Origin of the sequence: Nocardia inohanensis NBRC 100128 (assembly GCF_001612945.1) — a bacterium.
Taxonomy (GTDB): Bacteria; Actinomycetota; Actinomycetes; order Mycobacteriales; family Mycobacteriaceae; genus Nocardia; species Nocardia inohanensis.
Window position 1 is genome coordinate 402,956 of sequence record NZ_BDBK01000017.1, and the last position, 19,182, is coordinate 422,137.

Below are 19,182 nucleotides of genomic sequence, written 5' to 3' on the forward strand. Positions count from 1 at the left end.
CGCGTACTCGGGCGTGACCGGACGTCCGGTCCGTTGGTTGATGCGGTTGAGCGTGTAGACGATGTAGGCAGCTCGGTTACGAAGTCTTCCAACAACTCTGGGATGGCGTCGAGATCCTGCCCCATCCCCGGATTCTACTGCCGAAGTTCCTGGGTGTTTGAGTGTCGTGCGGGACGGGTAAGAGTGAACCTGGCACCAAGTACGCAGGTCACTCCCCGACAGCGCCCCCGGCGGGGCACCATATAGATGGGAACAGGACTGACCAGCATCTTCTTGTGGGTCAACTGGTCATCGAAGTCGATTTTGCCCTGAACAGCAGCAGAAACTGAAGGTGATCGGCATCGGCCTCCGGGCGGCATCTCGGCTTGGCGTCGCGCGAGGGGCTTCACCTCCAGCGCCTTCGGCGGTCGCGATCTCGAACTCCGCCTGCGGCGACTCCCACTGTGGAGTGTCCTTGGTTCGTCGTGGGGCAGCTGCAGACCGCGTTGCGGGCTGGCGCGGCCCGGGGCCGGATCCCTGCCCTTGGACCCCCTGCTTCGATCGTTTCGCGGGCGGCAACCGGGCTCAGTGGAGCTGGTCGGCGGGTTGGTTGCGCTCGACCCAGGTGAACGCGGGGTCGGTGGACAATCCCCAGCCGGGGCCGACGAACACGGCGTCAGCGTCGGGGTGGCCCCCGATGAGATGTTCGATCCAGGCGGTGGCGAGTGCGGCGTCTTCGTTGTTGTTCAGGTTCTCGGTGATGTTGAAGTGTTCGCCGTTGATGGTCGCGGCGATGTAGGCGGGGCCGAAGAGGATGGTTTTGTAGCCGACCCAGCGGTCGAAGATGTCCCAGACGATGGCGTCGCGGGTGCCGGTCATGATCAGCGCGGGAATCGTGATCGCGGGCCCGGTCGGCGCCGGAGTGGGAGCGACTCCGAGCACGCCGAGGATGTGCAGACGGGGATCGATCTGCTTCTCGAGCGGCGGAAGATAGGCGGCGGCCCAGAACGCGCCTTCGCCACCGGCGGAATGGCCGCCGATGATCGTGCGGCCGAAGTCGACGTGACCGTGCAGTGGGGAGTCGGTTTTGGCTTCCTCGCCGATCAGTGCCTGCAATCCCCACAATGGGTCGGTGGGGAAGATGTCGATGAAGTTGTAGGGCATCGCGACGACGAATCCACGGCTGGCCCACAACCGCGCGGCCTGGTCGTAGTTGCCGGGATCGCCGGTGAACCCGGGTTGAAACTGAACAACAGGCGCTTGTTCGCCGGGGGCGAGGTCGGTCGGATAGTAGTACTGCATTCCCCACGGCGAGTTCGCGCCGTGCGGGAATGAGCTGGTGCACAGCGCGTCGTCGAGGTTCTTGAAACCGCCGAGATACTCGTACGCGGTTCCGAGGATGACGGATCCGATGTCGTCACATGGATGTATCTGCTGGGTGGCTGCCACCGTGTGCGGGCCGGGTTGGGCGAAGGTGGCGTGGATCGGGCCCTGCACTGTTGCCGGGTACACCATGCCCAGGATGCCGGGGCTCGGCTCGGGTGGGGCGTTCGGGTCCAGCGGTGCCGCCGCCGCGGTGAAGGACGACATGACGACCGCCGCCGACATGGCGAACAGCGCTGTTGCCAGAGCTTGCTTCATTCCACTGCTCCTAAAGTTGGACGTCTGTGTCCAAGTGTTGGCGCAATGATAGACGCACGTGTCTTACACCACAACATGCGGCCGATGGTGACGCCATCGACTCGGAGGCGATGTCACAGCGAAGCGGGATCAATCCGTATGTCGGTGCCGCGCATCGTATTCCGATCACCGGGCGCATGCAGTCGATCCTTGGAGAACCATGACTGGCGAACCACCCTCGCGCCGCGACGTGCGACGCCCGCCCTCCGCGAGCACTCCCGCCGGTACCGCAGGCGGGTCTCGCCGAGCATAAACAGCCCGTCAGGGCACATCCGAGCGGCGCGCCATCCATTGCTCGTCCGCGCGGAATGCGCCGGAGATGAAGCGTTCGTCCGAGACGAGCACTGGACAACCGGATAGAACGGGCTAGCGCTGAGTGCCGAGTTGTAGGTCGGCGGCATCGAACGAACAGTTCGCCCAGATTCGTTCCGAGTTCTGTTCGGGGTATGGGGCGACCCTCGAGGCCGCGTCGAATATCTGGGTGGGTTGTACGTCGGGCGAGTAAGCGGGCCAACCGGCTTCACCTCGTGCGGCGAACGAGGTCCACGCGGCGCGCATGGCGTCGCCGAGCGTCACGGTCGCGGCCGTCGGCGTGGATCCGTAAAGTTTCGTTCCGTTCGGGCTGTCGAGAGTGCCGAAGACCAAGGGGATCTCCGTGGTATGCGCCGCACCATCCACGGACGCACCGAATGCGAACTCGTACAGATACGTTCGACCGCCGCCGACTGTATGTGCTTGGGCGATATGCAGACTCGGCATTCGATAGATGGAATCCGAGCACGCCAGTTGGTAGAGCGTTTCGTCGTCCGCGCCCGGATATGCCTCGCGGTAGGCGAGGGCCCCATCGGGTACCGGAGGAAGCCATCGAAGGGCGTCGCTGATCTGCGTGGCGGTGACCGCAGACGGGCCGCCAGCCGCGGCGATCGCCAAGTTGTACTCGTCGCGCGTATGTCCGACGATCAGGTCGATGTCACGCCCCATCCCGGCGGCCAGGGCTTTCCAAGGGCTGGTGGGAACTGTGGAGCCGTCGACCACCGGTCCGGACAGCGATCCACCGACCACCATGCGATAGCCCCAGCGGTCCTGATATTGCGGAAGATCGTGGACCACTGCCCCGTACGCGTCGGCTAGTCGTTGCGGGTCGACGTCGCGGAGATCTTCGAGCGTCGCCCGGCTCTGTATTCGGCCCGCGATCGCCCCCGCGATATCGGCAGCGAGTCGTGGGGTCTGCAATCGTGCGGCGACGCTTTCGGCTATCCCTCGATGAAACAAGCCCGCCGCCGCGGGCAGTGTCATCAAGGTCGTGACCGAGGAGGCACCGGCCGACTGGCCGAAGATCGTGACATTGCCCGGATCGCCACCGAACGCCGCGATGTTCGCGCGCACCCACTGCAACCCGGCGACTTGGTCGAGCAGGCCGCGGTTGGCGGGCGAACCCTCGATCATGGTGAAGCCTTCCACGGCCACCCGATAGTTGACGGTCACCACGACCACGCCGGTCCTTGCCAGCATGCGACCGTCGAAGGTCGGGTCGGCGGACGAGCCCGATTGGAATGCGCCGCCGTAGAACCAGACCATGACCGGCAGCCTGTTGTTCCCGATCGAGAGGGACCAGACATTCAGGGTCAGCCACGCATCCGGCCTGCCCTTCCATCCCGTGGACGAGGTCGGTAGAGGGGTTTGTGGCGGTGGCGGGCCGAATTGGTCGGCGTCGGTGACGCCGCTCCATTCTGCGTGGGGAACCGGTGCCGCGAAACGTAACTCGCCGACCGGCGGTTGTGCGTAGGGAATGCCGCGGAACACGCTGACACCGTTGTCCGTGACTCCGCGAACCTGCCCCTTGGTGGTACGCACGACAGGTCCGCCGCCACTACTTGAACCGGTGTGGCAGGCGGTCAGCGCCGCGACACCGAGCGCGCCGAGACCGAGCCCAAGACACCCCCGGCGCGTCCATTGCTGGCTGTCACCCATACGCCCTCGACCACCTCTCAGGATCCTCGTGCGGATGACACTCACTGCGATCGAAACGCCGGTTTCGGATGGACCCCGATGCCCACAGCAAATCTTGGACGCAGACGTTCATCAATGCAAGAGCTGCGTATCGCGTCTCACCGGCGGTGGCGGAAGTCGGCGCTGGTGGACCGGCTGTGCACCAGGCATCTCATCGATACCGGCGCTGTCCTCAGTGGGGGGCGAGGCTGAGCAGGAAGCGGGTGAGTACGTCGATGATGTCGGACAGCCCGGAGTCGGAGCTGGCGGAGCTCCACTGGTGCACCAACGCCATCAGTGCTCCGATGAATCCTGTTGTCGCCGCGGTGAATCCTCCGGTCGGGACGAAGTCCGGGCCGAAGGCTTTGCGCATCTCCGATTCCATGAACCGACTCCACACCAGTCGCTGCCCGATCCGGTGCTGTTCCACGCGTTCGCTGATGCCGATGCATTCGACGAAGGCGATCCTGGCGCGGCGTGGGTCTCGGCCGACCGACTCCGCGTATGCCCCGACCGCTGCCCGTACACGTTCTGTGGCGGACTCTCCTGCCGATTGGGCCGATGCTGCCTCTGCGGCTTGGCGGGCTTGGTCCTGGATCAGGTCGTACACCGCAATGAACAGGTCCTCGCGGTTGTGGAAATGCTCGTAGAACTGGGCGCGCGCCAGACCCGCAGCCTGACACAGCGATTTGATGGAGCTGGCTGGATAGCCTGCCTCGCCGAAGACTTCCAACCCGGCGGCGAGGAATTGCTGGCGGCGTTCGGAGCGCCGCTGCTGCACCAACTGTCCGCCGTATACCCGTCCGCTGGTTCCCGCCGTCACGGCATCGACAGTATCCGACGGCGTGAGCACGCAGACGATCCTGCCAGCAGACGTCCGCGGCATACCGCGCGCCGTGCTAGGCCCCGTCGTCGATGACCTTCGCGATTTCCTCCGCGATGGCGGTTTCCCCGGCGGCGTTGGGATGCAGCGGCATGAACTGGTTGGCGAATATCAGCGGCTCGGCATAGCGGCGGTCGGCCGGTTGGCAGGCATCATGGCCCTCGGAAGCCGCTGACATGTCGACGTAGGTGGTCCCGGATGCCTGCGCCGCGCGTCGCACCGTGTCGTTGAGGGTCGCTTGAATACCCCGGAAGTAGCTGTAATCGCCTGCGGCTATGGGCATTTCCGGGAAGCAGGTGCCCTGCTGCGGCACCAGCCAGGGGTATCCGGCAATGATCACCTGCGCCTGCGGTGCCTTCGCGTGAATGCCCTCGAGCGCTTGTATCAGTGCCGGGTAGGTGCGCGCGGTGATGGCCGCCTCGAAGTAGTCCCCGTAGCTGTCTCGGCAGGGACTGTCTCGTGTGGGCTCTAAGGCGAAGGCGAGTCCACATTTGGCCACGCTGTCGGCGAACACAGCGTTGTTGTTTCCGCCCAGGGTGAGGGTGATCAGCCTCGTGGTCGCCGTCACCGCATCCAATTGCGGTGCTACGCCGGGCAATTGCGGGCGATACAGGTCCTCGGTGGTGGCACTGCCACAGCTCACGTCGATCAGCCGGTAGCCACGCCGCTCGGCGATCACATGAGCGAAGTTCCGCGTCGAGCGCCGACAGTACAGCGGCGATCCCGCTTGGATCGGCAACAGGCCGACACCGGCGCTGAAACTGTCCCCGAGATTCACATACTCGATCGGGTCCATAGCCGGTGCTGCCGTGCCGGTCACCGGGAATCCGAAACCGAGCGCGGCCAGCATCGCGACCACGGCCCCGTAACGCGGTAGCGGTGAACCTGTCATGGTGAACTCTCCTCTCGGCATAGTGAGTCACTGGACCTGATCGGCAAGCGCGTTGCGCTGCACCGAGGTGTAGGCCGGGTCCCGAGCCAGGCTCCAGTCCGGGCCGACGAACACGCCATCGGCGGCGGGGTTGCCGCCCGCTAGATGCTCGAGCCAGGCCACCGAGAGCCCGGCGACCGGGTTATCGGGCAGGCCGTCTTTCATCGCCGGGTGCGCGCCGTTGACGATGGTGGCGGTGTAGGCGGGTGCTTGAAATATCGTGGCGTACATCATTAGTCCGGTGATCACGGTGGGGTCGAGGGTCCCGAGGATGTCCAGGCTCGGCACCGTGACACCCGCGCCGATCGGGCCATTGCCACCGGTGGCGACATTGAGGGCCCCGATGATTCGCAAGCGCGGGTCGATTTCTGGTGCGAGCCCCGGCATGATGCTCGCCGCCCACGTGGTGGCCCCGGCGCCACCTGAGTGGCCGCCGACGATGGTGCGCCCGAAGTCGATTCGGTCGTGCAGCGGCGAATCTACCCGGGCAGCTTCACCGATCGCTGCCTGTGTGACCCAAATATGGTCGGTGGGAAGGGAATTGATGAAGTTGTAGCCGATCGCGACGGCGAATCCCCTGCTGGCCCACAGTTTCGCGATGAGCTCGTAACCGCCGGGATTGTCGGTGACACCGGGCAGGAACACCGCCAGCGGCGCGGGTTCGGACCGGTCCAGATCGGCCGGATACACATAGAGCACGTCCACCGGCGCGTCTGGACCATATGGGAATGACGAGGTGCAATCGACCGAGTGCTCGTCACGTCCACCGGCCAACCCGACCGCGGTTGCCAGGATGTCGGCGTACAGGCCTGAGCACGGGGTCAATGTTTGCGACATCGCCACTGGGTGCGGGCCGAATGAGGCGAACTCTCGATGGATCGGCCCCTGCACGGTAGGTGGAAACATGAACCCGAGCGGACCATGGCCCCACTGAGGTGCGTTGTTCGGATCCGCCGATGGTTCGGCGGCGGCGACGCCTGCCCCTGCCACGACTGCCGCGGTGAGGGCGGCGAACGTCCGCCCGAGCGCTCTTCGCACGATGTGTACTCCTCCAGTTATCTTGTCGCCGAACGGGATTCGAGACCCTCGGCATCCCGTGTCACCGACGGACACCGCTCGATCCGGGTGTCACTACAATTCTTAGACATTGATGTCTATCAAATGGACACTACAGCGAATCCTGAAGGCGATGACCCGAATCGGCGAAGGAAATCCACATCCGTCCCGGCCTCGGATCGGGAGCCCGACATGCGCGCAGCGGGATCGCCTCACCGCCGAGGCTGAAGCGGCATGTACGACGGCTATGGCATCCGCCGGGCCCCGTCGGTGTCAGTTCTCGATCGGTCGTTCGTTGCCGTTGTCGACCATGCCGGGCGGCGGATGAAACGGAGCCTCTTTATGTAGGCCTCGACCCGTACGTCCCGGTATCGGGCGGAGCCACCCGAATTGTATTGCGGCCGTTAGCTTTTGCTGCGTACAGTGCGGCATCGGCCGCCGCAACCAGATCTTCAGCCGCGACCTCCGGTGTAGCGGCAACGCCGATGCTCACGGTCAATGCGGTTGTCCAACTCCCTGCTGCGGCTTCGATGTCGGATCGCAGCCGTTCCGCCCGTACCGCGACCTCGGCGGAGCTCACGCCAGAGATAACTACGGCGAATTCCTCGCCGCCGGTACGAGCAACGAGATCCTCCGGCCGTGAATGGGCGCGAAGTACCTCGGCGAGATCTTTGAGGGCGGATCGCCGACGCTGTGACCATAGGTGTCGTTGATGCGCTTGAAATTGTCGATATCGAGAAAGCACAGGGCCAGTGGCTCTCCCACTCGCGAATGAGCGGCGAGTTGTTCCTCGAGATGCTCGGTGAATTGGCGGCGATTGGCCACTCCTGTCAGATCGTCACTGCGCGCCTGTTCGTGCAGCGCAGTCACCAGCTGACCGATCCGGCGACGCATGCCTACAACGACGGCACAGATCAGAACAAGTGACGAACTGACCTGGCACCACAGCGGCCAAGCGCGCTCGCCCCCGTGCAACGCCGCTCCAGTTCCGAAAATTGCGACGGCAGCCCCGGTGACCGACACCGTGACCGATTTGGGCAACAGGCAACCGGCGTACAGCACCGCCCAGACCAATAGGCTTTCCCCACTGTCGGGGATCGTCCCAAGCACGATGACCAGCAGCGGCGCGACGTACAGCAGCCATCTGGGCGTTCGCGATCCGAGTAGGACCATGGCTACACCCAGCACAGTGATCGCCGTGCAGAAGGCGACTATCGCAGTCATGTACCGACCGACCACCAACTCGCGAGCGAAGGCCGCTGTCAGCGCGCAGGCGGCGATGAGCATCCAGCCCGCGATCGAGCCCGCCCGCTCGATGCCCATCGGTTCATCGATCCCACGTCGCCCCAACCCAGCACCACCACCGGCCCGGTCCATCGGTGCAGCGTCACACACCACCCTCGGCGAATTGACGCAACACGAGCTGCACATGATTCCCTTCGCAGCCGGAATTCGGTCCGAGGGTCCGCGCGCCAGGGCATCTCTGGGGATCGCATGTTTGTCTGGCTAGCGTTCTCTAGGTGCTCTGAGTCTGGACCGGGGGAGTGCGGTGCTTGTCTGCCTTGCCGGCCCGTGGTTCGGTTGGATGGTGTGGCTTTGGCTCAGGGTTGGGTCGACAGCTGGCTATCCTTCTCTATAGCTGGGGGGTGCTAGCTGCCGGCAACCCCCGAGGGCGCGGACCTGCGACCGGCGACCTGGGGGTTTCTCTGATTCGGTCGATGGGTACCAGAAATGGGGAACACGCCTGACCTGGGTGAATGGTCAGGCGGTGAAGCGCCCCCGGCAGGAATCGAACCTGCGACCTAGGGATTAGAAGGCCCTTGCTCTATCCAACTGAGCTACGGAGGCATTGCGGGCATCGCGGGCGATGCGGCCACCAAACACATTGACCGATATCGATCTCCGTGTCCAGCGGGTTAAGTATAGCGAGCGTCCAGATCGGGTAAGGGTGTGTGGTTAGCAACCGTTCGGCGCGTCGGGGCGGTTGTGCGGACTCGGGGACGGGAAACCCCAGGGGAGTCCGGACGGCTGTGGAGAACTACCCTGGGTCGTATGTCGTCACCGCAGGACTCGCCCGCAGGCACTGATGTACCGGTGAATCGGACGGGGTCGGGTGGCACGTTCGCGGTGGTGGCCGCGGTGAGTACGGCGGTCACGGCGATGGTGGCGGCGCTGGTGGTGGGGTTGTCGGCTTCGCAGGCGTTGAGTCTGCTGGGGATTCCGGATCCTGGGCCTTTGACTACCTATGGGCTGCCGGCGGTGCGGGCCATCGCTGATCTGGCGGCGGCTTTGACGGTGGGGTCGTTGTTGTTCGCGGCGTTCTTCGTGCCGCCGCAGAGCGACGGGCTGCTGGATGTGGGCGGGTTCCGGGCGTTGCGGCGAGCCGGGAACATGGCGCTGGTGTGGGCGGGGGCTGCGGCGCTGCTGGTGCCGCTGACCTTGTCGGATACCACCGGGCAATCTTTCCTGGATTCGGTGCGGCCGGAATCGGTGTGGCGGGCCGCGGATCAGGTGGATGTGGCGGGGTCGTGGCGGACGACCGTGTTCTTCGTGCTGGTGCTGGCGGTCGGGTGCCGGTTGGCGCTGCGCTGGGGGTGGACGCCGGTGCTGCTGTGGCTGTCGGTGCTGTCGCTGATGCCGGTGGCGTTGACGGGGCATTCTTCGTCGGGCGGGGCGCACGACATCGCCACCAATAGCCTCATCCTGCATCTGCTTTCGGCCTGCGCCTGGGTGGGCGGGTTGTTCGCGGTGCTGGCCTACGCCTTGCGGGACGGGAAGTACACGGCGCTGGCGGCGCGGCGATTCTCCAAGGTGGCCACGGTCTCGTTCGTGGTGATCGCGGTCAGCGGCGTCATCAACGCCTGGATCCGGGTGCCGCTCGATGATCTGTTCAGTACTACTTATGGCCGGTTGGTGGTGGCCAAGACCGCGGCGCTGGTCGTGCTCGGCGTGATCGGGTTCGTGCAGCGGCAACGTGCGTTGCCCGACCTGGCGAAGGACCCGAACGATCGCGGTGCGCTGATCCGATTCGCCGGTGTCGAGGCGCTGGTCTTCGCGGCGACCGTCGGGCTCGCGGTCGGTCTCGGCCGGACCCCGCCGCCGGAATTGCGGAAGGTGCCCAGCCCGGCCGAGGTCGAGATCGGCTACAACCTGGCAGGGCCGCCGACCATCGGCCGGATCCTGTTCGACTGGCGCTTCGATCTGATCTTCGGCACGCTCGCCATCGTGGCGGCCGTTCTCTATCTGCGCGGCGTGGCGCGGCTGCGGGCGCGCGGTGACGGCTGGCCGGTCGGGCGAACCATCGCCTGGCTGTCGGGGTGCGTGGTGCTGCTGCTCGCCACCAGTTCGGGTATCGGCCGCTATGCCCCGGCCATGTTCAGCGTGCACATGGCTCAGCACATGATGCTGTCCATGCTCGCGCCGATCCTGTTCGCACTGGGCGGTCCGGTCCTGCTGTCGCTGCGCGCCATCCAACCCGCCGGCAAAGGCCAGCCGCCGGGCCCGCGCGAGTGGATTCTGGCCGCCGTGCACAATCCGGTGTCGCGCTTCATGACTCAGCCCGTGGTCGCCTCGGTGTTCTTCGTGGCCGGCTTCTACGCGCTCTACCTGGGCGGCATCTTCGACAAGTTCGTCGGCTCGCACGGCGCGCACCTGCTGATGAACGTGCACTTCCTGGCCAGCGGATACCTCTTCTATTGGGTGGTCATCGGCATCGATCCCAAGCCCCGGCAGGTGGAGCCGCTGACCAAGCTGGGCATGGTGTTCGGTTCGCTGCCGTTCCACGCCTTCTTCGGCATCGCGCTGATGAGCATGAATACCGTGCTGGGTGGTTGGTTCTATCGCGCATTGGGTCTGGGCTGGAACGGCGATCTGCTCGATGATCAGCACACCGGCGGTAGTCTCGCCTGGGCCAGTGGTGAAATCCCGCTGGTGGTGGTGATGCTGGCGTTGCTCATCCAGTGGTCGCGCAGTGACAATCGGCTGGCCACCAGGTTGGATCGCGCCGCGGACCGGGACGACGACGCGGAATTGACCGCGTACAACGCCATGTTCGCCGAGCTCGCACGGCGCGATCGAGGAGTACGTAAGTGAGTGATGTCGCCGTGGCGACCCGAAAACCCAAGCGGCTGTATCGTTCCGACGTGCGCCAGGCCAGGCGGCTGCTGCGCGGGCAGATTCGCAAGACCCCGGTCTTCCACACCGACATCCAGGGTCCGCGCGGGCCGGTACCGGTCACGCTGAAACTGGAGCATTTGCAGCACGGCGGGACGTTCAAGGTGCGCGGGGCGCTGAACGCGCTACTGCAAGCGGGCAATTCGGTCAATGGCGTGGTGATCGCCTCCAGCGGGAACGCGGGCATCGCCGCCGCCATGGCGAGCGCGCTGCGCGGTCTGTCCTGCACCGTGGTGGTGCCGGAGTCCGCGCCGCACACCAAGGTCGCGGCCATGTGGTCGCACGGCGCCGAAGTGCTGTGGCACGGAACGACTTACGCCGAGGCGCATCGATTCGCCTGCCAGCTGGCCGCCGAGCGCGGGGCCATGCAGCTGCACGCCTTCGATCAGCCGGCGATCGTGGCCGGTGCGGGCGTGGTCGGGCTGGAGATCGAGGAGCAGGTGCGCGGGCGGCCGCCGGTGCTGGTCGCGGTCGGTGGCGGCGGGCTCTTCGCCGGGATCGCGGTGGCGATGGGCCTGCGCGGGCGGGTGATCGGGGTCGAGCCGCAGGGCGCGCAGACCCTGCACGCCGCGCTGGCGGCCGGTCATCCGGTGGATGTGGATGTTTCGAGCGTGGCCTCGGATGCACTGGGCGCCAACCGGATCGGTGATATCGCGATGGAGGTGGCGCAGCGCTATTCGGTGCGCTCGGTGCTGGTCTCCGACGATGCCATCGTGATGGCGCGGGAGTATCTGTGGCGCGAGTTCCGGATCGTGGTGGAGCCGGCGGGCGCGACGGCGGTCGCCGCGATCCAGAGCGGGGCCTATGTGCCCGGACCGGGGGAGCGGCCGGTGGTCGTGCTGTGCGGCGCGAACACCGATCTGGCGACGCTGTAATCATCCACAGGCCGCGAGTTGTCCACACTCGCCGCAAGCGGGCTGCCGGCGGCCACGCCGGCGCGCGACTCTCGTCTCATGTACGAAATCCAAGCAGCCATAGTGGGAAACGTTGTCACGGAACCGGTTCGCCGCCAGCTTCCTTCGGGGGAGGAGATCTTGTCGTTCCGCTTGGCGAATACCAGTCGACGTTTCGACCAGCCATCCGGACAATGGGTCGATGCGGGCACCATGTACCTCACGGTCAGTTGCCGGCGCCGGCTCATAGACGGGGTGGAGGCCTCGGTGCACCGTGGTGACCCGGTCATCGCCTACGGATCATTGAGATCCAACGAATACACCACGAGGGACGGTGTCGAGCGCAACGATCTCGAGATGCGCGCCACAGCGGTCGGTCCCGACCTGGCTCGTTGCACAGCCCCGGTGCAGCGCAAACACTTCGGACGCGTCGAGCGCCCGGACCCTGTCCAACCATCCGCGGCGGATGCGGACACTGCCGCAGAACCCGCAACGACACACAGTTAGGCTTGCCGATATGGCTGAGTTCATCTACCAGATGGTGAAGGTTCGAAAGGCGCATGGCGACAAGGTCGTGCTCGATAATGTGACCTTGAATTTCCTTCCCGGCGCGAAGATCGGCGTCGTCGGTCCGAACGGTGCCGGTAAGTCGAGCGTCCTGAAGATCATGGCGGGACTGGACCAGCCGAACAACGGCGACGCCTGGCTGGCGCCGGGCGCGACGGTCGGCATCCTCATGCAGGAACCGGAGCTCAACGAAGCGAAGACCGTCCGCGGCAATGTCGAGGAGGGCCTCGGCGAGGTCAAGGTCAAACTCGACCGCTACAACGAGGTCGCCGAACTCATGGGCGTCGAGTACACCGACGAGCTCATGGAGGAGATGGGTCAGCTCCAGGAGTACCTCGACCACGCCGATGCCTGGGATGTCGACTCCCAGCTCGAGCAGGCCATGGACGCGCTGCGCTGCCCGCCGCCGGACGAGCCGGTCACCAACCTCTCCGGTGGTGAGCGCCGCCGCGTCGCGCTCTGCAAGCTGCTGCTGAGCAAGCCCGACCTGCTGCTGCTCGACGAGCCCACCAACCACCTCGACGCCGAATCGGTGCTGTGGCTGGAGCAGTTCCTCGCCTCCTACCCGGGCGCGGTCCTGGCCGTCACCCACGACCGGTACTTCCTCGACAATGTCGCGCAGTGGATCCTCGAGCTCGACCGCGGCCGCACCTTCCCCTACGAGGGCAACTACTCCACCTACCTGGAGAAGAAGGCCGAGCGCCTCGAGGTGCAGGGCAAGAAGGACCAGAAGCTCCAGAAGCGCCTCAAGGAGGAGCTGGCGTGGGTCCGCTCCGGCGCCAAGGCGCGGCAGGCCAAGAACAAGGCGCGTCTGGGCCGCTACGAGGAAATGGCCGCCGAGGCCGAGCAGATGCGCAAGTTGGACTTCGAGGAGATCCAGATCCCGGCCGGCCCGCGCCTGGGCAGCATCGTGGTCGAGGTCGAGAACCTGGACAAGGGCTTCGGCGACCGCCAGCTCATCAAGGATCTGTCGTTCACCTTGCCGCGCAACGGCATCGTCGGCGTCATCGGCCCGAACGGTGTCGGTAAGTCGACGCTGTTCAAGACCATTGTCGGGTTGGAGAACCCGGACAGCGGCAACGTCCGGGTCGGCGACACGGTCAAGCTGAGCTACGTCGACCAGAACCGCTCCGGCATCGACCCGAACAAGAACGTCTGGCAGGTGGTCTCCGACGGGCTGGACTTCATCCAGGTCGGCAATGTGGAGATGCCTTCCCGCGCTTATGTTTCGGCGTTCGGTTTCAAGGGCCCGGATCAGCAGAAGCCGGCCGGGGTGCTCTCCGGTGGTGAGCGCAACCGCCTGAACCTGGCGCTGACCCTCAAGCAGGGCGGCAACCTGATCCTGCTCGACGAGCCCACCAACGACCTCGACGTGGAGACCCTGGGCTCGCTCGAGAACGCGCTGGAGAACTTCGCGGGCTGCTCGGTGGTCATCTCCCACGACCGCTGGTTCCTGGACCGCACCTGCACGCACATCCTGGCGTGGGAGGGCACCGACGACAATCCGGCCGCGTGGTTCTGGTTCGAGGGCAACTTCGAGGCGTACGAGGCCAACAAGATCGAGCGCATGGGTCCGGAAGCGGCTCGCCCGCACCGGGTTACCCACCGCAAGCTGACCCGCGGTTAGGCGGAAATCCGCCGTTACCCACGCGTAGAAATGACGCGGCGGTTCCGGTGGTAGATCATCTACCCGCCGGGGTTGCCGACCATTCGGTCGGACCCCGGCGGGTGTTCATCCTCCGCTCGGAGACTGTTCGGTCATCGAGCGAAGACTGGGGCCCTCACGGGGACGGTGGAAGCCGTCACCGACTTGCCCTGAAAGACCGTTTGCTGGCGGCTCGCCGTTTGCCGGATTCCGCTCCGGCTGGCAGTGGATAGGCGGCTATCCAATAGCGAACTCAACGGTTTCGCGAACGCACTACTGCGCGAAAACCGTTTTGGTGCAAGGTTTGTCGTACGTCACCTGGCGATTCCGTACGGGTGCGGCGTCCGCCGTACCGTCCGGTTTGTCCGGTGTGTGCGACGCGGCGCGGCATTGAGAGGAATTCAGCCCGGGGCCTCCGGCGCCCAGCTACTCTCGGACCGGCGTCACTTTGTTACGGAACCGAATCCGAGGGAGCTGGCGAAATGACGGTCTCGTCCGAATTGTCCAACGCGGCCTGGGCTGCGAGTTTGCCCGCGTCCCTGCGTGGCAATCTCGTGTCCCTCGAGGAGGCCTATTTCCGACACGTCGACGCCGGCGACGCGGACTGCGCTATTCCGGCGACCTCCACCCAGATCTTCCGCTGCCATGTGGATCTCGCGCTGCGCCGGCCGCCCGGCACCGCGAACGTGCAGGTGTACCACGCCGATGACGACGCCGGTCTGGGCGTCGCCGTGCAGATGGTCACCGACGACATGCCGCTGCTGGTCGAATCGGTCACCTCCTCGCTGGCCCGCATCGGGGTCAGCGTGAGCGAGATCGTGCACCCCATCTTCGAAGTGACGCGCGATTCCGACGGCCTGCTGGATACCGCGGTCCCGCACGAGGTGGACGGCAACGGCGCCACCGGCCTGCGCGAATCCTGGATGCACGTGCAGCTGCACCCGGCCACCAGCGCCGAGCAACTGCGCCGGATCGAGACCGCGCTGCCCGATGTGCTCACCGACGTGCGCCGCGTCATCGAGGACACCGAGGCCATGCGCGCCGCTCAGGCCCGGGTCGCCGAAGAACTCGGCAAAGCGGCCAAGGCGGGCGTATCCCCGTTTCCCGCAACCGATCTCAGGGATGTCGCCCAGCTGCTGGGCTGGCTGGCCGACGGCAACTTCACCGTGCTCGGCTACGCCTGCTACGAACGCACCGACGTCGGCGGCCAGGCCAAGTCCACCATCGTGCCGTCGAGCAGCCTGGGCGTGCTGCGCCCCAATGTCGGCACCGACTTCCGCGTCCCCGACAACAGCGGCGACCAGCCGCTGCTCATGTTGACCCAGGGTCTGGTGCCGGCCACCGTGCACCGGGCGGTGTACCCGTACTTCGTGGGCGTCGCCGAAATCGACGACAGCGGCACGGTTCTGGGCGAGCACCTGTTCATCGGCGTCTTCACCGTCAACGCCCTGCACGAGAACGTGCTCGACATCCCGGTCATCGACCGCCGGGTCCGCTCCATCATCGAGGCCAGCGGTTTCGACCTGGACTCCTTCTCCGGCCAGGAGATGCTCGAGGTCATCCAGTCCTTCCCGCGCACCGAACTGTTCTCCTCCGACGAGGAGACCCTGCGCCGCACCGCCAGCGCCGTGCTGAATGTCGGTATGCGCCGCCAGGTTCGGCTGTTCATGCGGATGGACGGCTACGGCCGCTTCGTGGCCTGCATGGTGTACCTGCCGCGCGACCGCTACACCACCCGGGTGCGTCTGGAGATGCAGGACATCCTGATGCGGGAGGTGGGCGGCGACTCCATCGACTATTCGGCCCGCGTCTCCGAAAGCGACCTGGCCAGCGTGTATTTCACCGTCCGCCTGCCCGACCAGGGCGGGGTGGCCGACACCTCCGAACCCAACCGGGTGCGCATCCAGCACCTGCTGGCCGAGGCCAGCCGCACCTGGGACGACCATCTGCGTGACGAGGTCGCCACCTCCACCGTGCTGGATCCCGCCGTGGTCGAGCGGTACGCCGAGGCCCTGCCCGAAAGCTACAAGGAGGACTTCGGATCCGGCCGCGCGGTCGCCGATATCCTGCGCTTGCAAGGGCTGCCGGAAGGCGGTATCGACCAATACCTCTATCGCCGGGCGGATTCCGAGCCCGGGTCCTGGCGCTTCACCCTCTACATCGGCGGCACCGGCATCTCGCTGAGCCAGGTGCTGCCGGTATTGCAGAGCCTGGGCGTCGAGGTCATCGACGAGCGCCCGCACCAGCTGGAGCTGGATCACGGTCCCGAGCAGTGGATCTACGATTTCGGCCTGCTGGCCCGGCCGGAGCTGCTGCGCAGTTCGCTGGACCGGAACATGGACGCCGAACTGGTGGAATCCTCGCAGCGCCTGGACGCCCTCGACATTCACGTGCGCGGTATGCGGCAGCGTTTCACCGAGGCCTTCGAGGCGCTGTGGTTCGGCCGCGCCGAGGCCGACGGGCTCAACGAACTGGTGCTGCGCGCCGGGCTGAACTGGCGTTCGGTCTCCATCCTGCGCGCTTACGCGAAGTACTTGCAGCAGGCCGGATTCCCTTACAGCCAGGCCAATATCACCCGTGTGCTGCTCGCCTATCCGGAGGCGGCCAGCATGTTCGTGGATCTGTTCACGGCGCTCTTCGATCCGGACTCGGCCAATGCCGAACACGCTCGTGATCTGGAAGGCGCGGTGCGGCACCGTATCGACGAGGTGGTGAGCCTGGACGCGGACCGCATCCTGCGCGCCATTCTGGGCTTGATCAAGGCGACGCTGCGCACCAACTACTACGTCACCGACGCCGAGGGGCAGTCGCGGGATTACCTGTCGTTCAAGGTGGAACCGCGGGAGATCGCCGAATTGCCCAAGCCCCGGCCGCAATTCGAGATCTTCGTGTATTCGCCGCGGGTGGAGGGTGTGCATCTGCGGTTCGGTCCGGTCGCGCGTGGCGGGTTGCGCTGGTCGGATCGCTTGGAGGATTTCCGCACCGAGATCCTGGGATTGGTGAAGGCGCAGGCGGTGAAGAACGCGGTGATCGTGCCGGTGGGCGCGAAGGGCGGGTTCGTGGTCAAGCAGCCGCCCGCGGCCACCGCCGATCCGGTGGCCGATCGGCAGGCGTTGCAGGCCGAGGGCATCGCCTGCTACCGCACGTTCATTTCCGGTCTGCTGGATGTGACCGACAATGTGGATCGTGCGACCGGTGCGGTGGTGCCGCCGGAGCGGGTGCTGCGCCGCGACTCCGATGACACCTATCTGGTGGTGGCCGCGGACAAGGGCACCGCGACCTTCTCCGATATCGCCAACGATGTTGCCCAGTCCTATGGTTTCTGGCTCGGTGACGCGTTCGCCTCGGGTGGTTCGGCGGGCTATGACCACAAGGCGATGGGGATCACCGCGCGCGGTGCGTGGGAGTCGGTGAAGCGGCACTTCGCCGAGATGGATATCGATACCCAGACCCAGGACTTCACCGTGGTCGGTGTCGGTGACATGTCCGGTGACGTGTTCGGCAACGGCATGCTGCTCTCGCGGCATATCCGCTTGGTGGCCGCGTTCGACCATCGCCATATCTTCCTGGATCCGAACCCGGACGCGGCGACCTCGTTCGCCGAGCGTGAGCGCATGTTCGCGCTGCCGCGCTCGTCGTGGGCCGATTACGACCGGTCGCTGATCAGCGAGGGCGGTGGAGTGTTCGATCGCACCGTGAAGTCGGTGCCGATCAGCGAACAGGCCCGCCAGGCACTGGGATTGGCCGCCGAGGTGACCTCGCTGTCGCCGCCGGAGTTGATCAAGGCGATCCTGAAGTCTCCGGTGCAGTTGCTGTGGAACGGTGGTATCGGCACCTACATCAAGGCCTCGACCGAGACCAATGCCGAGGTGGGCGACAAGTCCAATGACGCGGTGCGGGTGAACGCGAACGAGTTGCGGGTCAAGGTGATCGGTGAGGGCGGCAACCTGGGCGCCACCGCGCACGGGCGCATCGAGTTCTGTGCCCGCGGCGGGAAGATGAACACCGACGCCCTCGACAACTCGGCGGGCGTGGACTGCTCCGACCACGAGGTCAATATCAAGGTCCTGCTGGACGGTGTGGTCTCCAGCGGTGAGCTGACCGAGGCCGACCGCAATCCGCTGCTGGCGTCCATGACCGACGAGGTCGCCGAACTCGTATTGCGCGACAACGTCTCCCAGAACTATCTGATGGGCATGTCCCGCGCCGAGGCTCCGCGCATGCTCAATGTGCACGGCCGCGTCATCGAGGACCTGGAGGAGCGCCGCGGCCTGGACCGCGAACTGGAGGCGCTGCCCAGCGAGATCGAGATGAAGGCGCGCCAGGAACAGGGCGCCGGCCTCACCTCGCCCGAGCTGTCGAATCTGATGGCGCACGTGAAGCTTTCGCTCAAGGCCGACCTGCTCGCCGGGGATCTGCCCGACACCACCTACTTCTCGGCGCGGCTGCCGCAGTACTTCCCGACCCCGTTGCGCTCGCGCTTCGGCGCGGCTATCAAGAAGCACCGGCTGCGCCGCGAGATCACCACCACCATGCTGGTGAACGAGGTGGTGGATCTTGGCGGCATCACCTACGCGCACCGGCTCAACGAGGAGATCGGGGCCACCGCCTCGGACGCGGTGCGGGCCTTCACCGCCGCCACCCAGATCTTCGACCTGCATTCGGTGTGGGATCGCATTCGCGCCGCCGAGATCTCGACCGGTATGAAGGACGCGCTCGAACTCGAGACCAAGCGGACTCTGGACCGGGCCTCGCGGTGGCTGCTCAACAATCGGCCGCAGCCCATCGCGGTCGGCGCGGAGATCCACCGCTACTCGCAGGGTGTGCGCACGCTCGCGCCCAAGGTGCCGGGCTGGCTGCGCGGGCATCACGTGGACCTGCTCAACGAGCAGTCGCGCGCGCTGGTCGGTCAGGGGGCGCCGAGCGAGCTGGCCGTGGAGGTGCACGGGCTGCTCAACCTCTTCCCGCTGCTCGATGTGATCGATATCGCGGATATCACCGATCGCAAGGGCGAGGAGGTGGGTGCGCTCTACTACGCGCTCAACGACCATCTCAAGATCGATTGGCTGTTGCAGGCGGTCAGCCACCTGGAACGCGGCGATCGCTGGCATGCGCTGGCCCGGCTCGCGCTGCGCGACGACATGTACGGTTCGCTGCGCTCGCTGACCCTCGATGTGCTCTCCGCCGGAGACCCGGAGGAGACGGCCGAGGAGAAAATTGCATACTGGGAGTCGAAAAATCAGTCCCGGCTGGGTCGTGCTCGCAGCGCCCTCTCGGAACTGTTCGAATCCGGAACCCACGACCTGGCCACGCTGTCGGTTGCGGCGCGGCAGGTGCGCAGCATGGTGAGCGGGGTGGGTGCCCAATCGGAGGTACCGCGTTGACG

At 65.8% G+C, this 19,182-nt stretch carries 11 protein-coding genes, 1 tRNA gene and 1 pseudogene; 5 read left to right on the forward strand and 8 right to left on the reverse strand.

The window, feature by feature from the left end; all coding sequences use genetic code 11:
• Positions 1-564 precede the first annotated feature (564 nt).
• The 8 genes and pseudogenes from NI1_RS32580 to NI1_RS32610 all read right to left on the reverse strand — a co-directional run bounded on the left by NI1_RS32580 (position 565) and on the right by NI1_RS32610 (position 8,366).
• The gene (locus tag NI1_RS32580) at positions 565-1,620 is read right to left on the reverse strand and encodes a poly(ethylene terephthalate) hydrolase family protein (RefSeq protein WP_245663508.1); all 1,056 of its coding nucleotides are present in this window, start codon (positions 1,618-1,620) and stop codon (positions 565-567) included.
• Between the two features lie 405 nt (positions 1,621-2,025).
• On the reverse strand, positions 2,026-3,675 hold the full coding sequence (locus NI1_RS32585; protein ID WP_218026852.1) for a carboxylesterase/lipase family protein: 1,650 nt from the start codon (positions 3,673-3,675) through the stop codon (positions 2,026-2,028).
• A 166-nt stretch (positions 3,676-3,841) separates the two neighbouring features.
• Positions 3,842-4,471 (reverse strand): TetR/AcrR family transcriptional regulator, encoded by a 630-nt coding sequence (locus NI1_RS32590; RefSeq protein WP_067829254.1) that lies wholly within the window; start codon positions 4,469-4,471, stop codon positions 3,842-3,844.
• Between the two features lie 76 nt (positions 4,472-4,547).
• Positions 4,548-5,381: an SGNH/GDSL hydrolase family protein gene (locus NI1_RS32595; RefSeq protein ID WP_245663526.1), complete on the reverse strand. Its 834-nt coding sequence runs from the start codon at positions 5,379-5,381 to the stop codon at positions 4,548-4,550.
• A gap of 69 nt (positions 5,382-5,450) precedes the next feature.
• A complete protein-coding gene (locus NI1_RS32600; protein WP_245663509.1) occupies positions 5,451-6,353 on the reverse strand; it encodes an alpha/beta hydrolase in 903 nt (300 codons plus the stop codon).
• 505 nt (positions 6,354-6,858) lie between these two features.
• The gene (locus tag NI1_RS40185) at positions 6,859-7,263 is read right to left on the reverse strand and encodes a diguanylate cyclase (RefSeq protein ID WP_084524105.1); all 405 of its coding nucleotides are present in this window, start codon (positions 7,261-7,263) and stop codon (positions 6,859-6,861) included.
• Positions 7,212-7,949, reverse strand: a pseudogene (locus NI1_RS32605) (GGDEF domain-containing protein); the annotation flags it as partial. The gene NI1_RS40185 and the pseudogene NI1_RS32605, both read right to left, overlap by 52 nt.
• Positions 7,950-8,292: 343 nt before the next feature.
• Positions 8,293-8,366 (reverse strand) — tRNA-Arg (locus NI1_RS32610).
• A 204-nt stretch (positions 8,367-8,570) separates the two neighbouring features.
• On the opposite strand from NI1_RS32610, the gene NI1_RS32615 reads away from it, so the two are divergent.
• The 5 genes from NI1_RS32615 to NI1_RS32630 all read left to right on the forward strand — a co-directional run bounded on the left by NI1_RS32615 (position 8,571) and on the right by NI1_RS32630 (position 19,180).
• On the forward strand, positions 8,571-10,610 hold the full coding sequence (locus NI1_RS32615; protein ID WP_067828786.1) for a bifunctional copper resistance protein CopD/cytochrome c oxidase assembly protein: 2,040 nt from the start codon (positions 8,571-8,573) through the stop codon (positions 10,608-10,610).
• Entirely contained in the window at positions 10,607-11,566 is a 960-nt protein-coding gene (locus tag NI1_RS32620) for a threonine/serine dehydratase (RefSeq protein WP_084524107.1), read from the forward strand. The genes NI1_RS32615 and NI1_RS32620 overlap by 4 nt, the downstream gene beginning before the upstream one ends.
• A 78-nt stretch (positions 11,567-11,644) precedes the next feature.
• Complete coding sequence (locus tag NI1_RS37560; protein ID WP_084524138.1) at positions 11,645-12,091, forward strand: single-stranded DNA-binding protein; 447 nt, start codon at positions 11,645-11,647, stop codon at positions 12,089-12,091.
• A 10-nt stretch (positions 12,092-12,101) separates the two neighbouring features.
• Positions 12,102-13,778: an energy-dependent translational throttle protein EttA gene (gene ettA, locus NI1_RS32625; protein WP_067828790.1), complete on the forward strand. Its 1,677-nt coding sequence runs from the start codon at positions 12,102-12,104 to the stop codon at positions 13,776-13,778.
• Positions 13,779-14,278: 500 nt separating this feature from the next.
• Positions 14,279-19,180 (forward strand): NAD-glutamate dehydrogenase, encoded by a 4,902-nt coding sequence (locus tag NI1_RS32630; RefSeq protein ID WP_067828793.1) that lies wholly within the window; start codon positions 14,279-14,281, stop codon positions 19,178-19,180.
• The last annotated feature ends 2 nt before the right edge of the window (positions 19,181-19,182 follow it).